Source organism: Citrobacter sp. Ca225 (assembly GCF_030337175.1).
Taxonomy (GTDB): domain Bacteria; phylum Pseudomonadota; class Gammaproteobacteria; order Enterobacterales; family Enterobacteriaceae; genus Citrobacter_A; species Citrobacter_A amalonaticus.
Genome location: NZ_JAOWCD010000078.1, coordinates 156,358 through 180,920 on the forward strand (window position 1 = coordinate 156,358; position 24,563 = coordinate 180,920).

The following is a 24,563-nucleotide window of genomic DNA, read 5'->3' on the forward strand; positions in this document are numbered from 1 at the left end:
TTCATGGTTTCAACGACGTGGTAAATTTATCGGTCGTTCCGCCATAGTCGTTGATGCAGCGCCATGAAACACTCTGCGCTGCCGTTTTGGCATCGAATGTCAGTGAGACACTGCTTTTAGGGGCAACCATATCTGCTGTCCTTAGCTGTGTGTTTCCTACCAGTACAGAATCAAAAACGCTGTAAAACGCACTACTATTCTCGATTCGTAGTTGATTGCCTGATTGGCTATACCGAAGGTTTTGACACGCCTCTTCTGGCGTCCCGCTCAGACCCGAAGGACGGTAGAACAACTTAATTTGCGTCCTGTAGATAAGGTGGAGAGCGTTAGACTGTTCATCCTTACGGTCACGGGCAGGAATCATTCTGACAATCAGATAGTAAAGTGATTCTCTGTCTGTTGTGGTAATCATTTCACTGCGCATGACTCGCAGGCTTTGTCCGGACTTCGGGTCTAAACGAAACAGTGGTGGTGTGATAATAAAAGGTGCCCGTGTTTTATTATCTGCATTCATAACCCATGACTGAACAAGCCAGGGCAATTCTTTTTCCGTATTGATAAGTGGGAGGGCTGCCTCTTTTTTATTGGCGTCATATACCACGCGTGTACGGCCCAGTTGAATGCCTTCTGCACTACTTCCCAGGGAAAAGAGGGAACTGGATGTCGTTAATAGAATAAGTAACAACGGTGCCTTCATTTTATTTTCTCAACGCATAGCGAAGATAACCTGCCACGGGGCAGGCTATCATCTGATAATTAAAGAGGCGACTTAGCGATACAAAATATTGACTGTCATATCTGCATACGCATTTCCGGGTGTGATGGGCGTCGCATCATAGGATTCATAGCGGGCGACGAAATTTTGGGATATATCGGCTGATGTTGCTTGCAGTGGAATATACACCTGGCCATCCGCGCCGGTCAGGTTGAGGTTTGTTGTTGGTGCTGCTTCAGTGCTAACAGAGATGCCGACGCCAGTGGCACCGCCGGCCGTAAGTGCCAGAAGGTCATCGTGTCCGACGATGGTGATGCCTTTAAATGTTAACTGAATACGATCTAATCCTGTGGTTGCCACTGGGCAGCCAGCCAACGTAATGGTAAATGCGGCATCGTCGGATTTACCACCGTTACCGGTAAAAAAGCTGGGCGCGAAAGAACCAAGATATACGGTACTGTCTTTTCCGCTATCGCCCGTTATAGTACAACTTGGATCAACAATTTCACCGGTGAAGTGGATAGTACCTGCATTGTTCTCATCTGCCCTACTCCCCATAGAGGCGAGTGATAATAGCGAAGCTGCTATTAATAGTGGTGTTAAACGCATCGCAATCTCCATATGTTAACGTTCATATCCCGTCACTTTGTTATTAAGCAACACAGTGGGCTTGTTTGTTGACTCTGCCATCGTTTAATGGTTTTTAGGTTACTTAAAATAATCCTTTTGATTGCGCGATGAAATGTGTTTTTTATATTTATAATGTCTATATATAAAGTGGGTTAAGTAAGATGGGGTTATAAAATAAAAACACTGAATTTAATGTGTTGATGTATTTTTTATTTGTAGAAATGAATGTGTTAACCTGTGTTTTTTATTTGTTTTGTATTGTTAGTGTCATGTGTTTTTTTGAGTTTTTATTTTTCTCTTTGAGGGTTTGTCAATCATTATGTTGTCCTCAGCGTCAAAAGATAGATTCCAGATTAAGACTAAATAAATTCTGAAAATACTCTGCTGAGAGGGGTAACAGTCAAAAAAGCGGGGAATCACCCCTTTGTTCTCCGCATTGCTTCGCGCGGGGAAGGGCACAATGAGCCCTATTGTAAATCATCACAGATGCAGGCCGTGGCAGACGAAAACGACAACGACGACAAAACAGAAGCCCCCACACCCCACCGACTTGAGAAAGCGCGGGAAGAGGGGCAGATCCCCCGTTCCAGAGAACTGACCTCACTGCTGATTTTGCTGGTGGGCGTCTGCATTATCTGGATTGGCGGTGAGTCGTTGGCCAGACGGTTATCGGGCATGTTGTCGGCAGGACTGCGTTTTGACCACAGCATGGTCAATGATCCTAATCTGATCCTCGGGCAAATTATTCTGCTGATTAAAGAAGCGATGATCGCGCTGCTGCCGCTGATTACCGGCGTGGTGCTGGTGGCGCTGATCTCGCCGGTTCTGCTTGGCGGTCTGGTCTTCAGCGGTAAATCACTGCAACCCAAATTTTCCAAGCTCAATCCGCTGCCAGGCATCAAACGCATGTTTTCAGCGCAGACCGGGGCGGAATTGTTGAAAGCCATTCTGAAATCCACACTGGTGGGCAGCGTGACGGCGATGTATCTGTGGCATAACTGGCCGGAGATGATGCGCCTGATGGCGGAGTCACCGCGCGCGGCGATGGGCAATGCGCTGGATCTCGTTGGGCTGTGTGCGCTGCTGGTGGTGCTGGGGGTGATCCCGATGGTCGGATTCGACGTGATTTTCCAGATCATGAGCCATTTGAAAAAATTACGCATGTCACGCCAGGATATCCGTGACGAATTTAAACAGAATGAAGGCGACCCTCATGTGAAGGGGCGTATCCGGCAGATGCAGCGCCAGGCGGCGAGTCGACGCATGATGAGTGATGTCCCCAATGCCGATGTCATCGTCACCAACCCGACTCACTATTCGGTGGCGCTGCAATACGACGAAAATAAGATGAGCGCGCCGAAAGTCGTGGCGAAAGGGGCCGGACTTGTGGCCCTGCGCATTCGCGAGATCGGTGCCGAGAACAAAATTCCCACCCTTGAAGCGCCGCCGCTGGCGCGTGCGCTTTATCGCCATGCTGAGATTGGTCAGCAGATCCCCGGACAACTGTACGCCGCCGTCGCAGAAGTGCTGGCCTGGGTGTGGCAGCTTAAACGCTGGCGGCTCGCCGGTGGGGAACGTCCACCACAACCTGCAAATCTTCCAGTGCCTGAAGCCCTGGATTTTATGAACGAGAAGACTACCGATGGCTAATCTGGTTGCGATGCTGCGCCTGCCCAACAACATGAAAACCACGCAGTGGCAGATCCTTGCCGGGCCAATCCTCATTCTGCTGATCCTGTCGATGATGGTCCTGCCGTTGCCGGCGTTCATCCTTGACCTGCTGTTTACCTTTAACATCGCACTGTCGATTATGGTGCTGCTGGTGGCGATGTTCACCCAGCGCACGTTGGAGTTTGCCGCGTTTCCGACCATTCTGCTGTTCACTACGCTGCTGCGTCTGGCGCTGAACGTGGCTTCCACGCGTATTATTTTGATGGAAGGGCACACTGGCGCGGCGGCGGCGGGCAAGGTCGTTGAAGCGTTTGGTCACTTCCTGGTCGGCGGTAACTTTGCTATCGGCATCGTGGTGTTTGTTATTCTCGTCATCATCAACTTTATGGTTATCACCAAAGGTGCCGGGCGTATCGCTGAAGTGGGCGCGCGCTTCGTTCTTGACGGTATGCCGGGTAAACAGATGGCGATTGACGCCGACCTTAATGCCGGCCTTATCGGTGAAGATGAGGCGAAAAAGCGTCGTTCTGAAGTGACTCAGGAAGCCGACTTCTATGGCTCAATGGACGGTGCGAGTAAGTTCGTTCGTGGCGACGCCATCGCCGGTATTCTGATTATGGTGATTAACGTTGTGGGCGGTCTGCTGGTGGGGGTGCTGCAACATGGGATGAGCATGGGGCATGCTGCGGAAAGCTATACCCTGTTGACCATCGGTGATGGTCTGGTGGCGCAGATCCCCGCGCTGGTGATTTCAACCGCGGCGGGCGTCATCGTCACCCGCGTCAGTACCGATCAGGACGTCGGCGAGCAGATGGTCGGGCAACTGTTCAGTAATCCGAGCGTGATGTTGCTGAGCGCCGCGGTTCTGGGTCTGCTGGGTCTGGTGCCGGGCATGCCAAACCTGGTGTTCCTGATGTTTACCGCCGCGCTGCTGGGACTGGCCTGGTGGATCCGGGGACGTGAGCAGAAGGCGCCTGTCGAGCCACAACCGACTAAAGTTGCGGAAAACAACTCGGTGGTGGAAGCCACCTGGAACGACGTGCAACTGGAAGACTCACTCGGCATGGAAGTGGGCTATCGCCTGATCCCGATGGTCGATTTTCAGCAGGACGGCGAACTGCTGGGCCGTATCCGCAGTATCCGTAAAAAGTTTGCCCAGGACATGGGCTTTCTGCCGCCGGTGGTGCACATCCGCGACAACATGGATCTGCAACCTGCGCATTACCGCATCCTGATGAAAGGGGTGGAGATTGGCAGCGGCGACGCCTATCCGGGACGCTGGCTGGCGATAAACCCAGGCACAGCGGCGGGGACATTACCCGGCGAACAGACAGTTGATCCGGCCTTTGGTCTGGACGCTATCTGGATTGAAAGTGCCTTAAAAGAGCAGGCCCAGATTCAGGGCTTTACCGTGGTGGAGGCCAGTACCGTCGTCGCCACCCATCTGAACCATCTGATTGGTCAGTATGCGGCTGAACTGTTCGGTCGCCAGGAGGCGCAGCAGTTGCTGGATCGCGTGTCGCAGGAGATGCCGAAGCTGACCGAAGATTTAGTGCCGGGTGTGGTGACCCTGACCACGTTGCATAAAGTGTTGCAGAACCTGCTGGATGAAAAAGTGCCGATTCGCGATATGCGCACCATTCTGGAAACGCTGGCGGAACATGCGCCATTGCAGAGCGATCCGCATGAACTCACGGCGGTGGTTCGCGTGGCGCTGGGGCGCGCGATCACCCAGCAGTGGTTCCCGGGTAATCATGAAGTTAACGTGATTGGTCTCGACACCGCGCTCGAACGCCTGCTATTGCAGGCACTCCAGGGCGGTGGGGGACTGGAACCCGGCCTTGCCGATCGACTATTGGCGCAAACTCAGGAGGCGCTGTCCCGCCAGGAAATGCTGGGTGCGCCGCCGGTGCTGCTGGTTAACCATGCGTTGCGCCCTCTGCTGTCGCGCTTCCTGCGCCGCAGCCTGCCGCAACTGGTGGTGTTGTCGAACATGGAGCTGTCCGATAACCGTAACATCCGCATGACGGCAACCATTGGAGGTAAATAATGCGCAAACTGCTTTGGCTGTTACTTTTCCCGCTGGTGGTACAGGCTGCCGGGGAAGGGGCGTGGCAGGCCAGTAGTATCGGCATAACCCTGAATCATCGCGGCGTGGCGGCCTCGTCGTCGCCGCTTTCATCCAGCCAGCCCGTCTCCGGTCTGATGACGCTGGTCGCCTGGCGATATGAACTGAATGGCCCGACGCCTGCCGGTTTACGCGTGCGCTTATGTTCACAATCACGCTGTGTAGAGATAGAAGGGCAGAGCGGCACCACGCAGGCATTTAACAACGTGCCTGCCGTTGAACCCCTGCGTTTCATCTGGGAAGTCCCCGGCGGTGGTCGCTTAATTCCCGCATTAAAAGTTCAGAGCAATCAGGTGATTGTGAACTATCGTTAACGGTTATTCTCCTCATCAGGCAGTACGCTAAACTGCTGCCTGACTCGCATTTTTGACCTTGCCTTTTGATTGAAAAGAAACGCTGTTTTATAAATCGGTGACACGCGTTGCCGGTCTCTTTGCGTTTTTGCCATTTCACTCTCACCGGTGGCAAAAACGAAAAGGTATCCCACTTTGTAAGCTCTTACTGTAGCCGTGTAAGAACTCCTTTGGCGCAGCCAACCGGCCGGGAGTCCCCCAACCATTTGCAGGGTTAACGGCAATGAAAACACGTAAAATTGGATTGGTGAATTATTTCGCCTATGGTTCAGGCGATTTTCTGGGAGCAGGCACCACGGCGCTCACGGCAGCCTGGCTGCTCTATTTCTATACGACGTTCTGCGGGCTTTCTCCTATCGAAGCGACCTTCATCTTTGCGGCTGCAAGGGTGCTTGATGCTGTCGTCAGTCCGCTGATGGGCTTTTTGACCGATAACTTCGGTTCCACCTGGCTCGGTAAACGCTTTGGTCGGCGTAAGTTCTTTATCTTGCTGGGGATCCCATGTGTATTCAGCTATTCACTGATGTGGGTAGGGGACATGGGTTTCTGGTATTACCTGCTGACCTATCTGCTGTTTGATATCGTCTATACCATGATTCTGGTGCCTTACGAAACGCTGGTGCCGGAGATGACCGATGATTTCAAACAGAAAACCAAGTTTTCCGGCGCGCGTATAGGAATGGCGCAAATGTCCGCCATTCTGGCCTCTTTCCTGCCCGGCATTTTGTTAACCGCCTTCGGCAAGGACAACCCCATCTCCTTCTTTTATGCAAGCCTGGTGTTCTCAGTGCTGTGCGCATTGATGCTGACTTTTGTCTGGTTCTTTACCTGGGAACGCCCGCGTGAAGAGTGGACGGAAGCGGCGCTGCGGGCGGAAGAAGAGAAAAAGAGCCTGACGTTCAGCCAGAGCATGAACCGCCTGTTCGTAGAGTTGAGTTCCACACTGCGGATTAAGATTTTCCGTCAACATCTGGGGATGTATCTCGGCGGTTACATCGCGCAGGACGTGTTCAACGCCGTCTTTACCTACTATGTGGTGTTTGTCCTGATGCAGGAAGCGTCAATGGCGTCGAATTTGCTCGGTACGATGGCGATTTTCCAGTTCATTGCGGTTATTGCCATGATCCCGTTGTGCATCCGTTTTGGGCCCGCGCCGTCCTATCGAATGGTCGTGGTGTTGTTCGGTCTGAGCTCGCTCTCTTACGCGGTGCTTTACTACGCAGGATTGAGCGACATCTACTCTCTGTTGCTGCTGGTTTCTGCGGTGGCGGGGCTGGGTCGTGGCGGTATCAACTACGTTCCGTGGAACACTTACACCTACATTGCGGATGTCGATGAAGTCATTACCGGTCAGCGCCGCGAAGGGATCTTCGCCGGGATCATGACCCTGACGCGTAAAGCGTCGCAGGCAGGGGCGGTGATGCTGGTTGGGATTGTCATGCAAATGTCGGGCTTTGTTTCAGGGCAGAGCACGCAGCCTGAAGCGGTCAGCCATACCATTCTGTTGATTCTCAGTTGCGGTACGCTGCTGGTGCTGGCCTGCGGCTTCCTGGTCTCCCTGCGCTTTAAACTGAATTTGCAGACCCACAACACGCTGCGTGAAGAGACGGTGAAAATGCGCGAATCCGGTCGCACAATGCCGGAAAGTATTACCCCACAGGCACGCGCCACCGTCGAGATGCTTGCCGGGCTGCCGTATGAATCACTTTGGGGTAACAACAATATTGGTTACCTGAATCGTAATAAACCCGCGGCTCCTTCACTGAAGCAGGCTGCGATATGGAATTCGACTTATCACAGAGGGTAAAGATATGAAGGTTTGGCCTGTCAAACATAGCTCGTTACTGCGTCAGCCGGAACGGTTTATCTCACGGGAAGCGCTGAAAGCGTTAATTCAGACGGTGACGACCAATCTGGTGAACATCAAGGACGAGACGGGTCAATTTCTGCTGCGCCTGGACGACGGACGTGTGATAGACACCAAAGGCTGGGCAGGATGGGAATGGACGCACGGCGTCGGGCTGTACGGGATGTATCAGTACTACCAGCAGACCGGCGACGAAACGATACGCGACATCATCGACAACTGGTTTGCTGACCGTTTTGCCGAAGGGACCACCACCAAAAACGTCAACACGATGGCACCATTTTTGACTCTGGCGTATCGCTACGAGGAGACGCGTAATCCCGCTTATCTGCCGTGGCTTGAGGCGTGGGCGGAATGGGCCATGTATGAGATGCCGCGCACCGATCACGGCGGAATGCAGCACATCACGCTGGCGGAAGAGAACCATCAGCAAATGTGGGATGACACCCTGATGATGACGGTGCTGCCACTGGCGAAAATCGGTAAGTTGCTTAAGCGTCCTGAATATGTGGAAGAGGCGACCTATCAGTTTTTGCTGCACGTACAGAATCTGATGGACCGGGAGACTGGCCTGTGGTTCCACGGCTGGAATTACGACGGGCATCATAACTTTGCCAGTGCCCGCTGGGCACGCGGCAATAGCTGGCTGACCATTGTGATCCCGGACTTCCTCGAACTGGTGGATCTGCCAGAAAATAACGCCGTGCGCCGCTTTCTGGTGCAGGTGCTGAATGCGCAGATTGCTGCGCTGGCGAACTGTCAGGATGAAAGCGGGTTGTGGCACACGCTGCTTGACGATCCGCACTCCTACCTGGAAGCCTCCGCAACCGCAGGGTTCGCCTACGGAATTTTAAAAGCGGTGCGCAAGCGTTATGTCAGTGCGGACTATGCCGAGGTGGCGGAAAAAGCGATTCGTGGAATTGTGCGGAACATTTCACCGCAAGGGGAGTTGCTGCAAACGTCTTTCGGTACGGGAATGGGCCACGATCTCGACTTCTATCGGGCGATTCCGCTGACTTCCATGCCATACGGCCAGGCGATGGCGATGCTGTGTCTGACGGAGTATTTGCGGAAGTATTTCTGATAGCCTGAAAAAACAGAACCCGGCATTTGCCGGGTTCTGTTTATCGCTTACATCCGTTCTACGGTTTCGATACCCAGAGTATCCAGACCGAGCTTCAACGTTTTCGCCGTCAGCAGCGCCAGTTTCAGGCGGCTGTTACGAACTTCTTCGTTTTCTGCGCTCAGGATTGGGCAGTGTTCGTAGAAGCCTGAGAACAGACCGGCGACGTCATACAGGTAGGCACACATTACGTGCGGCGTCCCTTCACGCGCAACAACGGTCAGCGTTTCTTCAAACTGCAGCAGACGGGCAGCCAGTTGCGCTTCGCGATCTTCGCTGAGCTGTACCTTCGCGTTCGCCAGATCATTTTCATCCAGACCGGATTTACGGAATACCGACAGCACACGGGTGTAGGCATACTGCATGTAAGGCGCGGTATTGCCTTCGAAGGCCAGCATGTTATCCCAGTCGAAGATGTAGTCGGTGGTGCGGTTTTTGGACAAATCGGCGTATTTCACCGCGCCAATCCCGACGGCGTTGGCCAGTTTTTCCAGTTCGTCTGCCGGCATGTCCGGGTTCTTCTCGCTCACCAGACGACGGGCGCGTTCCAGCGCTTCGTCCAGCAGGTCTGCCAGTTTCACCGTACCGCCTGCGCGCGTTTTGAACGGCTTACCGTCTTTGCCCAGCATCATGCCGAACATGTGATGTTCCAGCGGCACGGCGTCAGGCACGTAACCGGCTTTACGCACGATGGTCCACGCTTGCATCAGGTGCTGGTGCTGACGGGAGTCGATGTAATAGAGCACGCGATCGGCATGCAATGTTTCATAACGGTACTTGGCGCAGGCAATATCGGTGGTAGTGTACAAATAGCCGCCATCTTTCTTCTGAATGATGACCCCCATCGGTTCGCCTTCCTTGTTTTTATACTCATCAAGGAATACGACGGTGGCGCCTTCGCTTTCGACGGCCAGACCCTTGGCTTTCAGATCGGCCACGATCCCCGGCAGCATCGGGTTGTACAGGCTTTCGCCCATCACATCGTCGCGGGTCAGGGTTACATTCAAACGGTCATAGGTGATCTGATTCTGGGACATGGTGATGTCGACCAGTTTGCGCCACATCTGCAGGAAGTATTCGTCGCCACCCTGCAGTTTTACCACGTAGCTACGGGCGCGCTCGGCGAAGGCTTCATCTTCGTCGTAATGTTTTTTGGCTTCACGATAGAAACCTTCGAGATCCGCCAGCGCCATTTCACCGGCGTTTTCCTGCTGCTGTTTTTCCAGATACGCGATCAGCATGCCGAACTGAGTGCCCCAGTCGCCGACGTGGTTGGCGCGAATAACGTGGTGGCCGAGGAACTCAAGGGTACGCACGGCGGCGTCACCGATAATGGTGGAGCGCAGGTGGCCGACGTGCATCTCTTTCGCCACGTTTGGCGCGGAGTAATCGACAACCACCGTCTGCTTCGCCGGTTTAGTCACGCCGAGACGATCGGAGGTCAGCGCCTGTTCCACATGTTCTGCCAGGAATGCCGGGTTGAGGAAGATATTGATAAAGCCAGGGCCCGCGATTTCAACTTTGCTGGCGATACCGTTCAGATCCAGATGAGTCAGCACCTGCTCAGCCAGTTGTCGTGGAGCCATACCCAGTTTTTTAGCAACTGCCATCATGCCATTGGCCTGATAGTCGCCGAACTGTACTTTTGCTGACTGACGAACCTGCGGTTCGCAATCTGCAGGCGCGCCTGCAGCAATCATGGCCTGACTGACTTTTTCTGAGAGAAGAGCCTGAATATTCACCGGAATACCTTACGTTGATGAAGCGGGTTGATGTTTACCGCACCAGTTTAAGAATTAAGGGCGGGAGTATACTGCAAATGCCCCCCTGCGTCAGCACTGCGCAGCCGTAAGCGCGTACAGAAAATAAGCGTTAAAGGAGTGCATAAGCATGCATACCGCAAATCCTGCAATCTACGGTTGGTTGCGGGAGGTCAACGGAGTAAATTAGCGGCTTTGAACACCGATAAGAGCTCTTATTATGGCGAACTGGCAGACCATTGACGAACTGCATGATATTTCCGCAGATTTACCGCGATTCACTCAGGCGTTCACAGAACTTTCCACTCGCCTCGGTCTGGATGTTGCACCGCTTGAGGCCGATCACATTTCTCTGCGTTGTCATCAGAACGCCACTGCTGAACGCTGGCGTCGAGGATTTGAACAATGCGGCGAGCTGCTGTCGGAAAATACCATCAACGGGCGACCAATTTGTCTGTTCAAACTGCATGAGCCGGTGTGCGTCGCGCACTGGCGCTTTAGCATTGTGGAACTGCCGTGGCCCGGGGAAAAGCGGTATCCTCATGAAGGGTGGGAACACATTGAGATTGTCCTGCCTGGCGCTCCTGAAACCCTGAATGCCCGCGCATTAGCGCTGCTTTCGGATGACGGACTGAGCCAGCCGGGCATTTTTGTGAAAACCAGTTCACCGAAAGGGGAACACGAACGTCTGCCGAACCCGACGCTGGCGGTCACTGACGGGAAGGTCACCGTCAAATTCCACCCGTGGTCGATTGAGGCAATCGTCGCCAGCGAACAGCAACAGGAGTGAATATGACATTGCTGGAAATCTGTTGTTACAGCATGGAGTGCGCGCTTACGGCGCAGCAAAACGGTGCGGACCGCATTGAACTGTGCGCCGCGTCAAAAGAAGGGGGCTTAACGCCATCACTGGGCGTGCTGCGCTCGGTTCGTCAGGCGGTGACGATTCCGGTACATCCGATCATCCGGCCGCGCGGTGGAGATTTTTGTTATACCGACGGTGAGTTCGCGGCGATGCTGGACGATGTACGGACCGTGCGTGAACTGGGGTTTCCCGGACTGGTGACAGGCATTCTTGATCCTGACGGTCATGTCGACATGCCACGTATGCGGCAGATTATGGACGCGGCAGGTCCTCTGGCTGTGACCTTTCACCGCGCGTTCGATATGTGTGCTAATCCGTTAAATGCACTACATAATCTTGCGGAACTGGGTGTCGCCAGAGTGCTGACGTCGGGGCAGAAATCAGATGCAGTGCAAGGTTTAGCAAATATTATTGAACTTATTGCTCACCCCGGTGCTCCAATCATTATGGCCGGAGCGGGGGTTCGCGCAGAAAATCTGCCGCGTTTCCTGGATGCCGGAGTACGGGAAGTACACAGCTCCGCCGGAACCTTGCTGGTTTCACCTATGCGCTATCGCAATCAGGGTCTGTCAATGTCGACAGATAAGCAAGCGGATGAATATTCCCGCTATGCGGTAGACGGCAAGTCGGTTGCTGAAATGAAAGGAATCATTGTTCGCCATCAGGCCAAATGATTTTACCGTTGCATCATGTCGCCCAATATGATGCTTGCTCGTACCAGGCCCCTGCCCATTCAACAGGGGCCTTTTTTTACGCTAAATTTCGCTGATGAATGACGTTGTAGGCCGTGCACGCGAAGCGCCCCGGGCAAAATGCCGGATGCGACTACTGCCTTATCCGGCCTACACCCACAACATCACGGCTTACGCGCAATTAATACGGCACGTAATGGAGCGGGGTAGCCTTCAACCGTTTTGCTGTGATCGTTCGGGTCGAGGAAATCGGCCAGCGATTCGGTGACCATCCATTCGGTACGGCGCTGCTCTTCGGTCGTCGTCACGCAGACATCCGCGATGCGAACATCAACGAAGCCACATTTTTCCAGCCAGTTTTTCAGCGCCAGCGCGGAAGGGATGAAATAGACGTTGCGCATCTGCGCGTAGCGATCGCCCGGCACCAGCACAGTATTTTCATCGCCTTCCACCACCAGCGTTTCCAGCACCAGTTCGCCGTCTTTTAGCAGTTGATCTTTCAACTGCCAGAGATGCTCCAGCGGGGAGCGGCGATGGTAAAGCACGCCCATCGAAAAGACGGTATCAAACGCATTCAGCGCCGGAAGTTGTTCTATACCCAGCGGCAGCAGATGCGCACGCTGATCGTTCCCCAGCAGCTTTCGCACCGCTTCAAACTGGCACAGGAACAGTTGCGTCGGGTCAATACCAACAGCCAGATGCGCACCCGCGCCAATCATGCGCCACATATGGTAGCCGCTGCCGCAACCCACATCCAGAATCGTGCGACCGGTCAGATCCGACAGATGCGGCAGTACGCGATCCCATTTCCAGTCAGAACGCCATTCAGTATCAATGTTCACGCCATACAGCGAGTATGGCCCTTTACGCCATGGCATCAGATTTCGCATCAGGGTGTCGATACGCTTGATCTGCCCCGGGCTCAGCGGCGCTTCACTTTCCGCCGTCACGCTGTGTAATAAATCCAGACGGTACGGCGTCAGTTCCGGCAGAAATTCCACCGCGTTTGACCACTGCTTAAACAGACCGTGCTGATCGCGCTGCCAGGCGGCAATCTGCGCGGGCAACGTTTCCAGCCAGTGGGCAAGATGATTTTTGGCAATCAGCTGATAGAAGTTACCAAAGTCGATCATGCGCTCGCCTCAGCTTTCAATGCCACCAGTGAGCCAAAGTTAAAGCACTGAAACCACAGTTCGCTGTGCTCAAAACCGGCCTGACGCAGGCGGGCTTTATGGGTTTCGACTGAATCGGTCAGCATCACGTTTTCCAGCATGCTGCGCTTCTGGCTGATTTCCAGTTCGCTGTAGCCGTTGGCTCGCTTGAAGTCGTGGTGCATGTTGAACAGCAGTTCGCCCACTTTCGCATCTTCGAAGCTGAATTTTTCCGACAGCACCAGCGCGCCGCCCGGATTCAGCCCCTGATAAATCTTATCCAACAACGCCTGGCGCTCCGGCGGCTCAAGGAATTGCAGGGTAAAATTCAGTACCACCATTGAGGCGTTCTCAATGGTGATGGCGCGGATGTCGCCTTCCACAACCTCAACTGGCGTGGGTGCCTTGTAAGCATCGATATGACGGCGGCAGCGTTCGATCATCGCCGGGGAGTTATCAACGGCGATAATTTTGCAGTTTTCATGATGGATATTGCGACGCACCGAGAGCGTCGCCGCACCCAGCGAACAACCCAGATCGTAGACCTGCGTATCCGGCTGCACAAAGCGCTCGGCAAGCATGCCAATCATCGAAATAATATTGGAATAGCCGGGAACAGAACGCTGGATCATATCCGGGAAGACTTCGGCTACCCGTTCATCGAAGGTCCAGTCGCCCAGGCTGGCGATGGGCGCAGAAAAAAGCGTGTCGCGGTGAGACATAACGTAAAAATCCGGGAAAAATAAAGTGGCGTATTGTGCGCTAATGCAGGGAGAAAACCAACTCCCACGGCATATACCAAAGGTTCGCCAGCACCATCAGTAACAATGCACACCAGGTGGCGCTCATGCCGGAGCGACGCCAGCGGAACAGACGGTGATGGAAACCGTAATAATGCATCAGCCGACCCACGAGCAGAATAATGCCGCAAATATGCACCATCCAGGTTTCTGCGCCGTTCATTTCCATAAACAGCAGCAGCACTAACGCGACGGGAATATATTCCACCGCATTACCATGAATGCGGATGGCTGTCTGGAGTTCACTGAAGCCGCCGTCACCATAGGCAACGCGGTATTGCATCCGCAGGCGGACAACGTCAAAAGAAAACTTCATCAACAACAACGCACCCAAAACGGCATACAGCGCGCTTACCATACAAACTCCCTTTAAAATGGCTGATGGCACTGTCTATGATAGGTGGCAATTTCAGAAAAGAGAAGATTGCTGTGGAATGGACGGAGCAGTTCCGATATCCGGTAAAACATCTCGCAAGTCCTGCCACAGGGTATCGACCAGTTCCGGAGCCTGCGCGATATCCGGGGTATGCAAAAAGAGATACGGTGTGGTGGCCTGTTCCCAGAGCGGTAATTTTTTTAGCCAGTCGGCAAAGAACGCCCGGTTTTGTCGCATATCATCGCTGCCGATAAAGCGCACCAGTGGATGGTTCGCGGTCACTACTGCATGTACCGGCAGTTTCGGCTTCTTGCGCTGGGCGTCGCGGATGGCTTCATTATGCGCATGGGCCGCGTGTACTGGACGACTGTCGAGGATAACCCGATTCACTCCGCGCCGATGCAATCCGCTATTGAACTGCTGTTCAGCGTCGCCTTTAGCGAAAAATTCAGGATGACGGACTTCGACGCCGTAGGTAAACATCTGTGGCAGGGCATCGAGAAAATGCCAGAGCGCAGGGAGATCGCGTGGGCCAAAGGTGGCGGGCAATTGCAGCCAGTACTGACCGATGCGGCTTTCCAGCGGCGACATTCGGGTCAGGAATTCGTGCAGCAGATCATCGCAATTGCGCAGAGCTGCCTGATGGGAAATGGTCGCTGGAAATTTAAAACAGAAACGAAACGCATCCGTCGTTTGTGCGTACCAGCGTGCCACAATCTCCGCTTTTGGTAGCGCATACAGCGTGGTGTTGCCTTCCACACAGTTAACATGACGGGTGTCAGTGGTTAACTGACTGATTTTAATGATGCTCCTGTACTGTTCTGCTGGATATGGGGCATCAATGGGGCAAAATCTGCCAGCTTCTTATTCAGCATTGCGATCTGCTCTGCACTGCTGTCAGCCATCCATGCACCGTAAACGTTGAACACCATCTGGGCGCTGGCATGCCCCATTTGACTGGCAATGAAACTCGGGTTTGCACCAGCAGATAATGACCAGCACGCATAGGTATGCCGTGACTGGTACGCCTTTCTGCGTCTGATCCCTGCACGTTTTAGTGCCGCTTCCCATGAGTCGCCTATAGAATCGACCTGGTAAATAAATCCGACCTGCTCACTTCGCCTGACCACGTGCGGGTTAAAGACGAATGTACACTCATGGTTCACCGAACGGCCATACTCACGTAACTGCACATCGATATGGCGCTGCTTGCCCAGCCTTGTCATTTCAGCCTGATTTTTCAGGATATTGATTGCTGGCTGGATAAGATGCACTACTCGATCTGTGCTTGCCTCGGTTTTCGGTAGAGTGAACTCACCAATTTTCGTATAATTACGCCTGACGGTAATTGTTCCAGCCTTCAGATCGATATCTTCCCAGGCCAGGGAGACCAGTTCCCCATGACGCATTCCTGTGTACACTGCTAATGACCACAGGTTTTTCGTCTGCTGATGCCGGCATGCATCTATCAGGCGAATAAATTCGTCTCGAGTCAGCGGATCTGGCTCTGCCCTGGCTTTTTTCAGAGGCTTAATTCCTTCGAATGGGTTCACCTCTAAGTAACCGTGGTCAGCAGCAAACTGGAACATTCCGGCTATCGTCGTCATGTAATAATTTACGGTAACAACGCTTCGCCCCTTTGCTGGTGGTTGGCCTTTCGATGGCGTTTGATACCCGGTAAGCAAATCCTTCCTCAGGTACAGCAACTCTTCTTTGGTTACCGAGGATACCAGGCGATTCCCACCAATCTTCGGCACAACATTCCGCGCCACTGACTCATAGCGATTGAACGCATTGGCGCAGATTTCCATCTTTTTCAGATCCAGCCACTTCGCCTCGAGCTCCTTCACCGTGATTTCCTTTTTACCCAAACCAAAAATTTTCAGGTTCGGAGAATCAGGAAACCTCTCCGCGTAATCAAAATTCCCCATCTTGATAGAGAAACAAACCGATGTGCGCAGCTCGCCGGCGATCTTCCTGTTCTTAGCGGTGTCAGGGACACTGAGGCTTTCCCTGACACGCTTACCTTTAAAATTAAACCAGATGCGTAAAGTTCCACCGTGGTTTTCGACGCCTGTTGGATATATGACTTTATCCATTGATACCTCCAGACGCCCAAGAGCGATATGAGCTTACCGTTTTCATGGCATCAAATCACCCAGGCTGTTTATTTTTCATCGACGACACCCAGGCATCGACCGCTTTACGGTTGTACATGCATTCACTGGATGGCTTCGGGTTCCCGTCTGGTGAAACGTGGATATATTCCCGGCCAACCATCCAGCACTCTTTTCTTGCCCGGAGGATGGTGCCGGGCTTGAGCCCGGTAACCGCGATAAGAACGCTTTCACAAACCCACTCGTTAGGGGATAACTGAATAACATTGTTCATATACCCACCTCACACCACATTCAGGCCACGGCAGTGGCACCACACATCAAACATTCGTTTAACCACTTCCCGGCAGTAGAATCCTTCCTGATCCCTCGAGAGGTCGTAGCGGTTTCCGTACCGCTGGCGCACCCATATTTCAAATGCCTTGTGCATCACTTCACCCTCACTTCAATACTGGCGATAGCGCATGCTCTCTCGATCGCTTCTTTCACCCAGCGCTTATAGGTTTCCGGATGGAATGTTTCTCCCTTTCCGGTACCGCTCCAGAACGCTTTTGAACTGGCGTCGGGAAGGGTGATGGTCAACGGTTTACCGTTGGTGCTGTCGTTGCCAGCTTGAAGCATGGCGGCACGGCTATTAAATCTGTTGAGGCATACGTTACGCAGAGGCTGCAAACATTCCGCCGCTGTCATTGCGTCAAGAGTTTCAGGATCATCAGGCAACAAATCATCGCCGGTATTGATGAAGTCAAAATCGGCGCCGCATTCAGGATTAGTGCACTGGATGTGGTGGCATACGTGTTCATCATCCGGATCCACGCTGTTTTCCCCACACCATTTCACTGGTGAGTTGCAGAACGGACAGGGACGGAAGCCATCCATATCCGGCATTCTCTGCGCTGGTTGCGGCAACATAGCTTTAAATGCTGCGATATTGGCATCATGCTTTGCCCGCTGTTCCGGCGTCATAGAGTCAATTTCAGCGTAATAGTCGGCGCGACGCTGAAGCATGCGTAGCATTAGCCGGGTGTTTACCCCTTTACCGAACCGGAACCCGGGCTCAAGAATGACCGGGCAAGGGAGGGTTTCAGGGTATTCCTGCGATGCTCGGATGCTTGCATGGGGAGAGTCCTTGCTGTCGCAGAAGGCAAGGGCGTCGCGTAACTCACGAACGCAGGCGTAGCTTTCTGCTTCCTCAGCATTACCAGTCCGGTCTATTGCCTCCTGTCGATTCCACCTGATAATTCTTTTGGCGGCAGAATGAAGCCGCTGGCGCTGCCAGTCGTAATCGTCGACAAGGCACTGCAGGTGAAGGTGTTTTGCTTCATACAGCTCCAGTTTTGCACGTAAACTTTCGATCTCCGCCGCCATGTAGTAGCCTGTTTTGCTCCAGGTATCGACATCATCGCCCGTCATGTCTGGTTCCATGGTCGCCATCAGAACGGCATCGTGATAGTCCTGACTGCCATCGGTGATCGCGACAGCGTAGGTATCACTACTTTCTCGCTTATGGATAAGCACAACTGGGTTTTTAATCTTCCCCATCTCGCACCTCAGTAATTCATCAAAAACTTATATTCAATCAGCGCGCCGAAAACGACGGCCACCAGCAGCAGGCCAAACAGCATGGACAGGAGGAACGGTTTCATCGCTTAGCCTCCCGCTGTACGGTTTTGTAGGCCCGCAACATGTCGCGGGATTTGCCGGACAAAACCGACTTCATGAAGAACATGCCGCTGCGAGTTGCAATGATTCCGGTCGAGCAGAGCAGGGTGGCGTCTACCACCCGGTTATGTTTACGGAATTCAAACACAGTGCTGGTGATCACGATGTTCGCCGCGGCGCCGTAGTCCTGATATTGGATCTTCATACAGCACTCTCATCATTCGCGTTTACTGGTGCTTTACGCAGAACGAATCCGCCAAACTCCGTATGCTGCCAGCGCTTGCGCTTACCGCCCGGGGGAGTGGATTCTTCCAGCAGAACCTGGAAGGCGTGCATGAATGATTCACGATGCACGCACAGACCGCGAACGCCTGGTAATTGCCTGGATGGCAGGTTTGCGAACCGAACGAGGCGACGGCAGGAAGGATCGGACAGACCGGTTTCCCACGAAATCTTATGCACCGGAACGAACTCAGCGTCAGTGCTAATGAATTCAGTTGAACTGATGCGTTGCTGTGGCGCTGCGGGGGATACGGTCGCAGTAGTAACTAGGCTAGTACCGCTGACTTCAAAAACCGCTTTCATCGTCGCTGATGCGGTTGCTTCGGCAACCACCCGGGCCAAGGAAAGAATATCGTTATTCATGCTGATCCCCTGCTGGTGTGATTTAGTTACTGGCACTTCTTTGCTGTATGTGCCCGTAGTCATGATGGCAGGGAGTACATCCTCACAAACCCAGTCCTGCACACGTTCAGATGAAGGGAGCTGGCTACGCAGGATCAGTCGGAACAAATCAGCCTGACCGGCAAGTTGAGTGCCACGTGGTTTTTCACCAAAGCCCAATTCTCGCGATTCGCTATAATTAAGTTTAATCAGAGACTTGCAATGTTTTGCCAGCGCGTCGGCTGGATTTGCATACCCAAGCGACTTAGCCAATTCAACTGCGTCAAATGCTGGTTTTCCTTCGTAGAGGATCCCACTCATCGAAAAATTGAGCTCTTCTGAACTAAATGTCATCAGTTGGTTATTCATCATCAGTTCCTTCAGTGCATAACCGGCATTTCTGGCATGCCGCTGGTTTTAATCATTCCGATATAGTCATCGTGAAGCATCTCAAGCCCCTCTCGCCCAAAAGGTGACATCCTGAATCCGTCTCCAGGATCTGCAATCACCATGTCCTGGTACATGCGAAGGGCCATCATTGAACCTTTCTCCACTCCGTATTTCTCAATCGCGATACTTTCTACGTGGTTGGCAAGAGAAAAGCGCAGTGGCCCAGGATAGATACTCAGATCGCCTTTCTTACCAGAATAAATAACTGCGGTGTCGACACCTCCAGACTCATTAGGGATATCAATAGTGCCGTTCCTATCCCTCTCTTCGTTGATGAACACCGTTGCCACAAGCCAGCGCCACAGGATGAGTTCCTTCTTGATGTACAAAGCCACCCAGCCAGAAGCCTCGGCATCCATAATGCAGGCTAACCAACGCAACCCTTCCGATGGTCGGGAGTCAAAACGCGGACCATCGAACTGTTTAACCGCGCCAGACCAGCCAATTACACGGTTCCCGATTTTGATGCCGTTTGGCGTAGCTTCTGGAATGTCGTATTTACTGCTCATCGAACACCCTCCGGCTTGCTGGACTGAAGTTCTTCGCGCTCTTTCACGTAGCGGTCATGCATGGCGTCCCATTTCTCGCACCACTTCTGCATATCGCGCTTACGAGCAAGGATGCGGCGCAACCGGCGAATGCAGCGCTGGTGGGCGAGGTGATACTCTTTCGTGACGCTGCCGCGCTCCCATACTTCACCGTGTACCGGATGAGACACCGTTACGTCAGGATGGCGGCACATAAAGCCCGATGTCTCGAATGCCCATGTGGTCATGAAGAACGCCAGATAGCGGATCGCCGTATCGCGGCTGAAGCAGCGCTTCATACGTCCGTGGCGCATGGCAACGAATAGCGGCCCGACTGGCGTATCGTGTTTCTGTAGTGCCAGGTCAATGACGCTGGCTGTGCGGTTGTCGATCATCGTTTTATTTCCCCTGAATATTTTTCATGACTCATTACTTCCCAGTTCCGGCCATCGTCTTTCGATAACAGCCTCCAGCGCGGATTAACCTTCAGGCTGAGATATCCGGTCCTTCGCATACGTCGCGCATATATTCGCTTTCGCCGGTATCGCAACAGGACCTGCATTGCCTGCAGGTGTACGCGTTCAGGTATTCGAATTGCTGTCAGTACCACCAGTAACCTCTTCAATGCGTAGCTCCATTTCGCGAGCCATTTCGATAAAAGTGTCCAGAGCGCAAATGTGTTCGTCGTCAAGCAGCCGGCGATCGCATGTGACACGACCGTTTTCGATATAAAGAACAACACGCCCGGTGAAGTCCGGAAGAACATGCAGATCCACGTTGAGGACTGGGGGGGGGATCTGAATCCCATGCATAATTGTTTGTTGTGAGGTCATCAGTTAATTCCTCCACATACGTATTTCTCTTTCGCGTGTTTAATTAATTCCGCAAAAATCTCGTCAACAATCATCTTCCCGGTTTCGGTCAGATATTCGGCGTGTCCATTGATATCGACACTTTTTATATATGTCTGGCGAATAAAGGTTTCCGCCTCTGCTGCAAATTCAGTCCGCGCCTGTTTTTCGAAGCGCTGTAAAAGTTGCAACATTGCTTCTTCGTCGATATCGATAAACTGGATATTGTCATCCGGCATTGAAACGGTAAGGCAATAACATCCGGTCTTGCGCTTCATTCTGTTTAATGCCGCAATAGCAATGCGACGGCGATAAATTTCAATAGTGTTATTTTTCACGTCGTTCAAACTCCGCATCCATCCAGATTGAAATCTGAGCCGATAAATTCAGACAAAGGCCGGAAAGTGAGATGATTTGCTCGATATCCATATCAACAATATTGGTGTTAATTAACTCCATTAATTGATACAGACTGTCTGCTGTATTCTTAGCCGTTTCAATCGAACTGTCTTTGCTTAACATAATTACCGCCCATATGCTTTGCGAAGAAACAGGTTGGCAATATGCAGGTAGTTATTGCCATAAGAGGCAAGCAGCCTTGCTGTTGTATGTGCGGCTTTATCTTTCAGAAATGTCATTATTGCCCCCTGGAGGTATTCTCCATTGTCATTTTGGTCATGAAGCAAAGCTCGTTAAGTAACGAAGTGAATCGTCCAGCCACCTTCACATCAGTGCGCGTGATTGCTGGCATCAGTAACTGGATAAACTCTGCACGTAGTTCATGCGCGTATTTATTGGCGCACTCTGCTGTTTTATGCGCATTGTTTATATAAAGGAGGTCATCATCCTGGTTAACGGAATGAGCCTTGCTCTTTACGATTTCACTTCTGACGATAATATCCATCTTCATTTCCTCAGGGTGAGCGATTCCCCACCAGTTAAGGCGTGATTTAAATTACTTGTTAATTAACTTAATTTTGATTCGATACTTTTCAGTAAGTCATGCACCTTAATTGCATTGTCGAAAATAAGTGATGCCATGAGGCAATCGGCGTCATCACTGTCTTTTCCTGAAAAATATGACTCGTTATATACGTGAGCCAGTTCCCTGAGTTTTGCCGCGCCGAGGGTCGCATAAAAAACATCATCAGCAATATCATCGTTATTCCCTCTGGGGGGGAGGCTGTACTGGCTTTGCAGTTTTTGCTAACTCTTTGATGTATGCGTAAGCTGTTTCGCGAGTTTTATCGAAAGAGCGAATAAGGCAGGCTAAGCCGCAATCAGTATCCTCATTCATTTCTTCGGTGTTTTTATAAATCATTTCCAGAAGAGTATTGCCTTCGGAAATCTGAGCGGCAATGTCATTAAGCATTTCTAATGGAGTTTTCATTTATTTATTCTCCGGCCAATCATAACCAAGTTCATGGTTTATAACAGAAAGATTCTCCTTTAACTGATTGATACAAATTTTAATGAGTGCCGCTGGTTTATATGCAACATCTGGATCTGATTCTGCGTACTCAAGCGCATTGATTACACGATCAATATCCATCGCAATTTTGCGTACAGTTCCGTTCTCGGAAAGCATTTGTTCTACATTCATTTCATAGGCTCCGTTGTCTGCTGATGAAGTGAATTTAGCAAAATGGTAAAAGTCATGCAAATGATAAATGCTAAATTATTTACTTTTTCTTTTATGTATTTGATAAACAATATAATTATTTTAATATTATTCTTCGGTGGGCATAAAAAAAACCGACCATCAGGTCGGTTGGAGGGGGATGAAGATGGGTTTTACAGGGTGGGCATTTCATCATTGTCAACATAACGCGTATGCTTAACAATAGCTGAAACAAAATGCATTTTCTCGATGCTATCAGGACTTAAGGTGATGGGCCTGTGATCACTGTTTACACTTGAGAATTGATAATCGCCATCGCGAGTTTTACTCATGATTTTTATCATGTTATGCCCATCTTTTGTTCGCACAAAAACCTCATCACCTGTATGAACTTGGGTGTTTGGCTCTATGACGACATATTCTCCAGACTGTATGCGTGGCCACATGCTGTCTCCCTTCACTTTCAGCCCATAGGCATCCCTATCCGCGCTGTATATTTGTAGCCATCCAGCGTGGATCTCTAGCATATCGATCATTCCGTCAATCCCAAGAATCGCTTCCCCTACAACTGGTACAGCTCCCGGTCTGACTGATCCGACATACTCCAACTCGCTTTTAATACTGTCAGGAGCATTGTGTGGACTATCCAGCCACCCAAACGGACGCTCCAAGGCCTGTTCAATCTTTCTGGCCATTTTGTCGCCTATGTTTCGATGGCTATTGCCCCCAAGCAACTGGCTCAACTGGGCAGGGCTTATCCCGCACAATTCTGCGAAAGCTGCTTTTGTCGTATGTCTGTCGCGCTTCAGGAACTCAACAATGAGCTGCTCAAGGTTTGATTTGCGTATGCTTTTTATGTCCATGTCAAAATAATCTCATTATTTAGCAATGTGGTAAATACACAAACTGCTAAATGATTATTGCATTTAATTTAGCAAAAAGCTAAAGTTGATTCATTGCAACAGGAGACCGTAATGAACAACCAATTACTTGCTTGGCGTAAGTCCTCAACAAAAGAGCAGTGGGCAGATCTTGCTAAAAAATCAGGCACATCTTCGGGATACCTGAATCTCATTGCTTATGGTCATCGCAATGCTTCCCCCAGGCTGGCATTGGCGATCGAGAGCGCATCTAAGTCATTCATGGATAAGCCAGTTATTACAAAAGAACAGTTGGTTTTCAAGAGCGGTTCTGAGGTGTGACATGTCACACGCGAACACCTCACCAGATCCGATTAAGTCACTCGATATAGATTATCGCGATCCGCGAGGTGTTGTTGTGCATGTCACCGGCTGGAACCGGGAGAAGCAGCAGGTGTATTTCACCAGGCAAGGATATCCGCATGAGTGCATGCAACCAGTCTGGAAGTTTCAGAAGTATTTCACGAGGTGCGATGAATAATGGCTAACTCATGGCTGCGATTATGGCACGACATGCCCAATGACCCTAAATGGCGAACGATAGCCAGGAAATCAAACCAGCGCATCAGTGATGTAATTGCGGTTTATTTGCATGTTCTGGTCAACGCATCTGAATCAGGTGAAACGACATGTAACGCAGGTGAAACGCAAGGTAACAAAGAGCAACAGCAGAGTAACAAACCGGAACGTGGAAAAGTCAAAGATTTGTGCGCCGACGACATTGCCAGCGCCTTAGATCTCGAAACTGAACAGGTTGAACAGATACTTTCTGCGATGCAGGGAAAAGTGCTGGACGGTGATTACGTGACTGGATGGGACAAACGTCAACCACTCAGGGAAGACTCTTCAACCGCACGGGTAAAGGCTTTCAGGGAAAGAAAGCGGCAGGAAAAGAAGTTTGCAGAGGTGAATGGAAACGGAGAAGAAACGACATGTAACGCAGGTGAAACGCAAGGTAACGCACCAGATAAAGATTCAGATACAGATCCAGAAGAAGAATTAAAAGATCAAAACACTTTGTCCGATTTCGGATCGAATCGGACTGCTGACGAAAAACCAGCTTCGCCAGAAAAACAACCTGCACACGAAAATCCCGAACAGGAGCAAACCGACGCTCACAGGGGTAGTGACTCTCCTGGTCAGCACCAGCCAACTGAGCATGCAGGCGAATCTCCCCCACCGGGTAACCCCGATGAATCCGACACGATTGATCTGGCTTTCGGAGAAATTTTCTGGAAAGCCGGACTGTGCAAGGTCGGAAAGGTCAAAGCGTGCTCAGCGTTTCGGACGAAATATCGGGAGTGGAAAAAATCAAACCATGGTTCACCGCCAGAGTTCGCTTCGTTGCTGGCGAGTGATATCCAGCAACGTCTGAGTGCCGGGGTGTTTGGCATGGATAAATTACATCCATCAACGTACCTGAATCAGGAGCGATGGAACGACGAAAAACCAGCGCTGGCGGTTGCACAGACGGCATCGCCCAGTACCGAAGGGCAGGGAAGGGAATCATGGGCGACGCCATCCACGGACGGGTCCGCAGAGGTGTTTGTTAACTACGCCGCACTGGAACGGGCTAAGCGCGGGAGTTATCGCCAATGAAACAATTCCTCAAGCGTTTGCT

The 24,563-nt window shown here is 51.7% G+C and carries 31 protein-coding genes and 1 pseudogene; 10 read left to right on the plus strand and 22 right to left on the minus strand.

Annotation, left to right across the window (positions count from 1 at the left end; translation table 11 throughout):
* Position 1 precedes the first annotated feature (1 nt).
* Together OGW13_RS13370 and OGW13_RS13375 are read right to left on the minus strand one after the other, a co-directional pair.
* A complete protein-coding gene (locus OGW13_RS13370) occupies positions 2-697 on the minus strand; it encodes a fimbrial biogenesis chaperone (protein WP_052517379.1) in 696 nt (231 codons plus the stop codon).
* A 72-nt stretch (positions 698-769) separates the two neighbouring features.
* The gene (locus tag OGW13_RS13375; RefSeq protein ID WP_044264788.1) at positions 770-1,324 is read right to left on the minus strand and encodes a fimbrial protein; all 555 of its coding nucleotides are present in this window, start codon (positions 1,322-1,324) and stop codon (positions 770-772) included.
* Between the two features lie 507 nt (positions 1,325-1,831).
* On the opposite strand from OGW13_RS13375, the gene flhB reads away from it, so the two are divergent.
* From flhB to bglB, 5 genes are all read left to right on the plus strand, one after another.
* On the plus strand, positions 1,832-2,995 hold the full coding sequence (flhB, locus tag OGW13_RS13380) for a flagellar biosynthesis protein FlhB (RefSeq protein ID WP_396028978.1): 1,164 nt from the start codon (positions 1,832-1,834) through the stop codon (positions 2,993-2,995).
* Positions 2,988-5,066 (plus strand): flagellar biosynthesis protein FlhA, encoded by a 2,079-nt coding sequence (flhA, locus tag OGW13_RS13385; protein ID WP_043000345.1) that lies wholly within the window; start codon positions 2,988-2,990, stop codon positions 5,064-5,066. The genes flhB and flhA overlap by 8 nt, the downstream gene beginning before the upstream one ends.
* Positions 5,066-5,458 carry a flagellar protein FlhE gene (gene flhE / locus OGW13_RS13390; RefSeq protein ID WP_043000346.1) on the plus strand — a complete coding sequence of 131 codons (393 nt, stop codon included), beginning with the start codon at positions 5,066-5,068 and terminating at the stop codon, positions 5,456-5,458. The genes flhA and flhE overlap by 1 nt, the downstream gene beginning before the upstream one ends.
* Before the next feature lie 262 nt (positions 5,459-5,720).
* Positions 5,721-7,304, plus strand: a complete 1,584-nt coding sequence (locus tag OGW13_RS13395; RefSeq protein ID WP_287116204.1) for an MFS transporter — start codon at positions 5,721-5,723, stop codon at positions 7,302-7,304.
* A 4-nt stretch (positions 7,305-7,308) separates the two neighbouring features.
* Positions 7,309-8,448 (plus strand): beta-galactosidase BglB, encoded by a 1,140-nt coding sequence (bglB, locus tag OGW13_RS13400; RefSeq protein ID WP_287116205.1) that lies wholly within the window; start codon positions 7,309-7,311, stop codon positions 8,446-8,448.
* Between the two features lie 47 nt (positions 8,449-8,495).
* Here the strand turns inward: bglB and argS are convergent, their stop codons facing one another.
* A complete protein-coding gene (argS, locus tag OGW13_RS13405; protein WP_216081372.1) occupies positions 8,496-10,229 on the minus strand; it encodes an arginine--tRNA ligase in 1,734 nt (577 codons plus the stop codon).
* A gap of 238 nt (positions 10,230-10,467) precedes the next feature.
* Between argS and OGW13_RS13410 the strand changes: the two genes are divergently transcribed.
* Both OGW13_RS13410 and cutC read left to right on the plus strand, forming a co-directional pair.
* Positions 10,468-11,037, plus strand: a complete 570-nt coding sequence (locus OGW13_RS13410; RefSeq protein ID WP_044328618.1) for a VOC family protein — start codon at positions 10,468-10,470, stop codon at positions 11,035-11,037.
* Between the two features lie 2 nt (positions 11,038-11,039).
* Positions 11,040-11,786 (plus strand): copper homeostasis protein CutC, encoded by a 747-nt coding sequence (cutC, locus tag OGW13_RS13415; protein ID WP_287116206.1) that lies wholly within the window; start codon positions 11,040-11,042, stop codon positions 11,784-11,786.
* 182 nt (positions 11,787-11,968) lie between these two features.
* Here cutC and cmoB read toward each other — a convergent pair whose 3' ends face one another.
* From cmoB to OGW13_RS13510, 19 genes and pseudogenes are all read right to left on the minus strand, one after another.
* Positions 11,969-12,937, minus strand: coding sequence for a tRNA 5-methoxyuridine(34)/uridine 5-oxyacetic acid(34) synthase CmoB (gene cmoB, locus OGW13_RS13420; RefSeq protein WP_044257625.1), 969 nt, complete (start codon positions 12,935-12,937; stop codon positions 11,969-11,971).
* Positions 12,934-13,677: a carboxy-S-adenosyl-L-methionine synthase CmoA gene (gene cmoA / locus OGW13_RS13425; RefSeq protein ID WP_043000353.1), complete on the minus strand. Its 744-nt coding sequence runs from the start codon at positions 13,675-13,677 to the stop codon at positions 12,934-12,936. The genes cmoB and cmoA overlap by 4 nt, the downstream gene beginning before the upstream one ends.
* A 40-nt stretch (positions 13,678-13,717) precedes the next feature.
* The gene (locus OGW13_RS13430) at positions 13,718-14,113 is read right to left on the minus strand and encodes an MAPEG family protein (RefSeq protein WP_042318401.1); all 396 of its coding nucleotides are present in this window, start codon (positions 14,111-14,113) and stop codon (positions 13,718-13,720) included.
* A 51-nt stretch (positions 14,114-14,164) separates the two neighbouring features.
* Entirely contained in the window at positions 14,165-14,938 is a 774-nt protein-coding gene (locus OGW13_RS13435; RefSeq protein WP_287116238.1) for a DUF72 domain-containing protein, read from the minus strand.
* On the minus strand, positions 14,917-16,230 hold the full coding sequence (locus OGW13_RS13440) for a tyrosine-type recombinase/integrase (protein ID WP_216525371.1): 1,314 nt from the start codon (positions 16,228-16,230) through the stop codon (positions 14,917-14,919). The genes OGW13_RS13435 and OGW13_RS13440 overlap by 22 nt, the downstream gene beginning before the upstream one ends.
* 55 nt (positions 16,231-16,285) lie before the next feature.
* Positions 16,286-16,522, minus strand: coding sequence for an excisionase family protein (locus tag OGW13_RS13445; RefSeq protein ID WP_216525372.1), 237 nt, complete (start codon positions 16,520-16,522; stop codon positions 16,286-16,288).
* A 155-nt stretch (positions 16,523-16,677) separates the two neighbouring features.
* Positions 16,678-16,875 (minus strand): annotated as a pseudogene (locus OGW13_RS25885) (hypothetical protein); the annotation flags it as partial.
* Positions 16,876-17,890: 1,015 nt separating this feature from the next.
* Positions 17,891-18,115, minus strand: coding sequence for a hypothetical protein (locus tag OGW13_RS13455; RefSeq protein WP_196015206.1), 225 nt, complete (start codon positions 18,113-18,115; stop codon positions 17,891-17,893).
* The gene (locus OGW13_RS13460; protein ID WP_216525397.1) at positions 18,112-18,942 is read right to left on the minus strand and encodes a BRO-N domain-containing protein; all 831 of its coding nucleotides are present in this window, start codon (positions 18,940-18,942) and stop codon (positions 18,112-18,114) included. Before OGW13_RS13460 ends, OGW13_RS13455 begins: the two co-directional genes overlap by 4 nt.
* An 11-nt stretch (positions 18,943-18,953) precedes the next feature.
* Complete coding sequence (locus tag OGW13_RS13465; RefSeq protein ID WP_196015112.1) at positions 18,954-19,532, minus strand: hypothetical protein; 579 nt, start codon at positions 19,530-19,532, stop codon at positions 18,954-18,956.
* Positions 19,529-19,945: a hypothetical protein gene (locus tag OGW13_RS13470; RefSeq protein ID WP_216525373.1), complete on the minus strand. Its 417-nt coding sequence runs from the start codon at positions 19,943-19,945 to the stop codon at positions 19,529-19,531. The genes OGW13_RS13465 and OGW13_RS13470 overlap by 4 nt, the downstream gene beginning before the upstream one ends.
* Entirely contained in the window at positions 19,942-20,160 is a 219-nt protein-coding gene (locus OGW13_RS13475) for a ParE family toxin-like protein (protein WP_287116207.1), read from the minus strand. The genes OGW13_RS13470 and OGW13_RS13475 overlap by 4 nt, the downstream gene beginning before the upstream one ends.
* Positions 20,132-20,383: a hypothetical protein gene (locus tag OGW13_RS13480; protein WP_046481463.1), complete on the minus strand. Its 252-nt coding sequence runs from the start codon at positions 20,381-20,383 to the stop codon at positions 20,132-20,134. Before OGW13_RS13480 ends, OGW13_RS13475 begins: the two co-directional genes overlap by 29 nt.
* A complete protein-coding gene (locus OGW13_RS13485; RefSeq protein WP_216525398.1) occupies positions 20,383-20,739 on the minus strand; it encodes a hypothetical protein in 357 nt (118 codons plus the stop codon). The genes OGW13_RS13480 and OGW13_RS13485 overlap by 1 nt, the downstream gene beginning before the upstream one ends.
* Positions 20,729-20,923, minus strand: coding sequence for a hypothetical protein (locus tag OGW13_RS13490; RefSeq protein ID WP_216525374.1), 195 nt, complete (start codon positions 20,921-20,923; stop codon positions 20,729-20,731). The genes OGW13_RS13485 and OGW13_RS13490 overlap by 11 nt, the downstream gene beginning before the upstream one ends.
* A gap of 115 nt (positions 20,924-21,038) precedes the next feature.
* The gene (locus OGW13_RS13495; protein ID WP_216525375.1) at positions 21,039-21,305 is read right to left on the minus strand and encodes a hypothetical protein; all 267 of its coding nucleotides are present in this window, start codon (positions 21,303-21,305) and stop codon (positions 21,039-21,041) included.
* Positions 21,306-21,563: 258 nt separating this feature from the next.
* On the minus strand, positions 21,564-21,791 hold the full coding sequence (locus OGW13_RS13500; protein ID WP_216525376.1) for a hypothetical protein: 228 nt from the start codon (positions 21,789-21,791) through the stop codon (positions 21,564-21,566).
* Positions 21,792-22,004, minus strand: coding sequence for a hypothetical protein (locus OGW13_RS13505; RefSeq protein ID WP_058588198.1), 213 nt, complete (start codon positions 22,002-22,004; stop codon positions 21,792-21,794).
* A gap of 191 nt (positions 22,005-22,195) precedes the next feature.
* The gene (locus tag OGW13_RS13510) at positions 22,196-22,885 is read right to left on the minus strand and encodes a S24 family peptidase (protein WP_058588197.1); all 690 of its coding nucleotides are present in this window, start codon (positions 22,883-22,885) and stop codon (positions 22,196-22,198) included.
* Between the two features lie 111 nt (positions 22,886-22,996).
* Between OGW13_RS13510 and OGW13_RS13515 the strand changes: the two genes are divergently transcribed.
* From OGW13_RS13515 to OGW13_RS13525, 3 genes are read left to right on the plus strand one after another with little or no spacing between them, the layout of a single operon-like run.
* Positions 22,997-23,224 (plus strand): hypothetical protein, encoded by a 228-nt coding sequence (locus OGW13_RS13515; RefSeq protein WP_058588196.1) that lies wholly within the window; start codon positions 22,997-22,999, stop codon positions 23,222-23,224.
* A 1-nt stretch (position 23,225) separates the two neighbouring features.
* Positions 23,226-23,423, plus strand: a complete 198-nt coding sequence (locus OGW13_RS13520) for a DUF4222 domain-containing protein (RefSeq protein ID WP_194693944.1) — start codon at positions 23,226-23,228, stop codon at positions 23,421-23,423.
* Positions 23,423-24,541 carry a hypothetical protein gene (locus OGW13_RS13525; protein ID WP_196015104.1) on the plus strand — a complete coding sequence of 373 codons (1,119 nt, stop codon included), beginning with the start codon at positions 23,423-23,425 and terminating at the stop codon, positions 24,539-24,541. Before OGW13_RS13520 ends, OGW13_RS13525 begins: the two co-directional genes overlap by 1 nt.
* Positions 24,542-24,563: the final 22 nt, after the last annotated feature.

Bases quoted from the DNA above. Each gene is read 5' to 3' on its own strand.
- OGW13_RS13370 (WP_052517379.1), bottom strand. From the start codon at position 697: ATGAAGGCACCGTTGTTACTTATTCTATTAACGACATCCAGTTCCCTC.
- OGW13_RS13375 (WP_044264788.1), bottom strand. From the start codon at position 1,324: ATGCGTTTAACACCACTATTAATAGCAGCTTCGCTATTATCACTCGCC.
- flhB (WP_396028978.1), top strand. From the start codon at position 1,832: ATGCAGGCCGTGGCAGACGAAAACGACAACGACGACAAAACAGAAGCC.
- flhA (WP_043000345.1), top strand. From the start codon at position 2,988: ATGGCTAATCTGGTTGCGATGCTGCGCCTGCCCAACAACATGAAAACC.
- flhE (WP_043000346.1), top strand. From the start codon at position 5,066: ATGCGCAAACTGCTTTGGCTGTTACTTTTCCCGCTGGTGGTACAGGCT.
- OGW13_RS13395 (WP_287116204.1), top strand. From the start codon at position 5,721: ATGAAAACACGTAAAATTGGATTGGTGAATTATTTCGCCTATGGTTCA.
- bglB (WP_287116205.1), top strand. From the start codon at position 7,309: ATGAAGGTTTGGCCTGTCAAACATAGCTCGTTACTGCGTCAGCCGGAA.
- OGW13_RS13410 (WP_044328618.1), top strand. From the start codon at position 10,468: ATGGCGAACTGGCAGACCATTGACGAACTGCATGATATTTCCGCAGAT.
- cutC (WP_287116206.1), top strand. From the start codon at position 11,040: ATGACATTGCTGGAAATCTGTTGTTACAGCATGGAGTGCGCGCTTACG.
- cmoB (WP_044257625.1), bottom strand. From the start codon at position 12,937: ATGATCGACTTTGGTAACTTCTATCAGCTGATTGCCAAAAATCATCTT.
- cmoA (WP_043000353.1), bottom strand. From the start codon at position 13,677: ATGTCTCACCGCGACACGCTTTTTTCTGCGCCCATCGCCAGCCTGGGC.
- OGW13_RS13430 (WP_042318401.1), bottom strand. From the start codon at position 14,113: ATGGTAAGCGCGCTGTATGCCGTTTTGGGTGCGTTGTTGTTGATGAAG.
- OGW13_RS13440 (WP_216525371.1), bottom strand. From the start codon at position 16,230: ATGGATAAAGTCATATATCCAACAGGCGTCGAAAACCACGGTGGAACT.
- OGW13_RS13445 (WP_216525372.1), bottom strand. From the start codon at position 16,522: ATGAACAATGTTATTCAGTTATCCCCTAACGAGTGGGTTTGTGAAAGC.
- OGW13_RS13455 (WP_196015206.1), bottom strand. From the start codon at position 18,115: ATGAAGATCCAATATCAGGACTACGGCGCCGCGGCGAACATCGTGATC.
- OGW13_RS13460 (WP_216525397.1), bottom strand. From the start codon at position 18,942: ATGAATAACCAACTGATGACATTTAGTTCAGAAGAGCTCAATTTTTCG.
- OGW13_RS13465 (WP_196015112.1), bottom strand. From the start codon at position 19,532: ATGAGCAGTAAATACGACATTCCAGAAGCTACGCCAAACGGCATCAAA.
- OGW13_RS13470 (WP_216525373.1), bottom strand. From the start codon at position 19,945: ATGATCGACAACCGCACAGCCAGCGTCATTGACCTGGCACTACAGAAA.
- OGW13_RS13480 (WP_046481463.1), bottom strand. From the start codon at position 20,383: ATGACCTCACAACAAACAATTATGCATGGGATTCAGATCCCCCCCCCA.
- OGW13_RS13490 (WP_216525374.1), bottom strand. From the start codon at position 20,923: ATGTTAAGCAAAGACAGTTCGATTGAAACGGCTAAGAATACAGCAGAC.
- OGW13_RS13495 (WP_216525375.1), bottom strand. From the start codon at position 21,305: ATGGATATTATCGTCAGAAGTGAAATCGTAAAGAGCAAGGCTCATTCC.
- OGW13_RS13500 (WP_216525376.1), bottom strand. From the start codon at position 21,791: ATGAAAACTCCATTAGAAATGCTTAATGACATTGCCGCTCAGATTTCC.
- OGW13_RS13505 (WP_058588198.1), bottom strand. From the start codon at position 22,004: ATGAATGTAGAACAAATGCTTTCCGAGAACGGAACTGTACGCAAAATT.
- OGW13_RS13510 (WP_058588197.1), bottom strand. From the start codon at position 22,885: ATGGACATAAAAAGCATACGCAAATCAAACCTTGAGCAGCTCATTGTT.
- OGW13_RS13515 (WP_058588196.1), top strand. From the start codon at position 22,997: ATGAACAACCAATTACTTGCTTGGCGTAAGTCCTCAACAAAAGAGCAG.
- OGW13_RS13520 (WP_194693944.1), top strand. From the start codon at position 23,226: ATGTCACACGCGAACACCTCACCAGATCCGATTAAGTCACTCGATATA.
- OGW13_RS13525 (WP_196015104.1), top strand. From the start codon at position 23,423: ATGGCTAACTCATGGCTGCGATTATGGCACGACATGCCCAATGACCCT.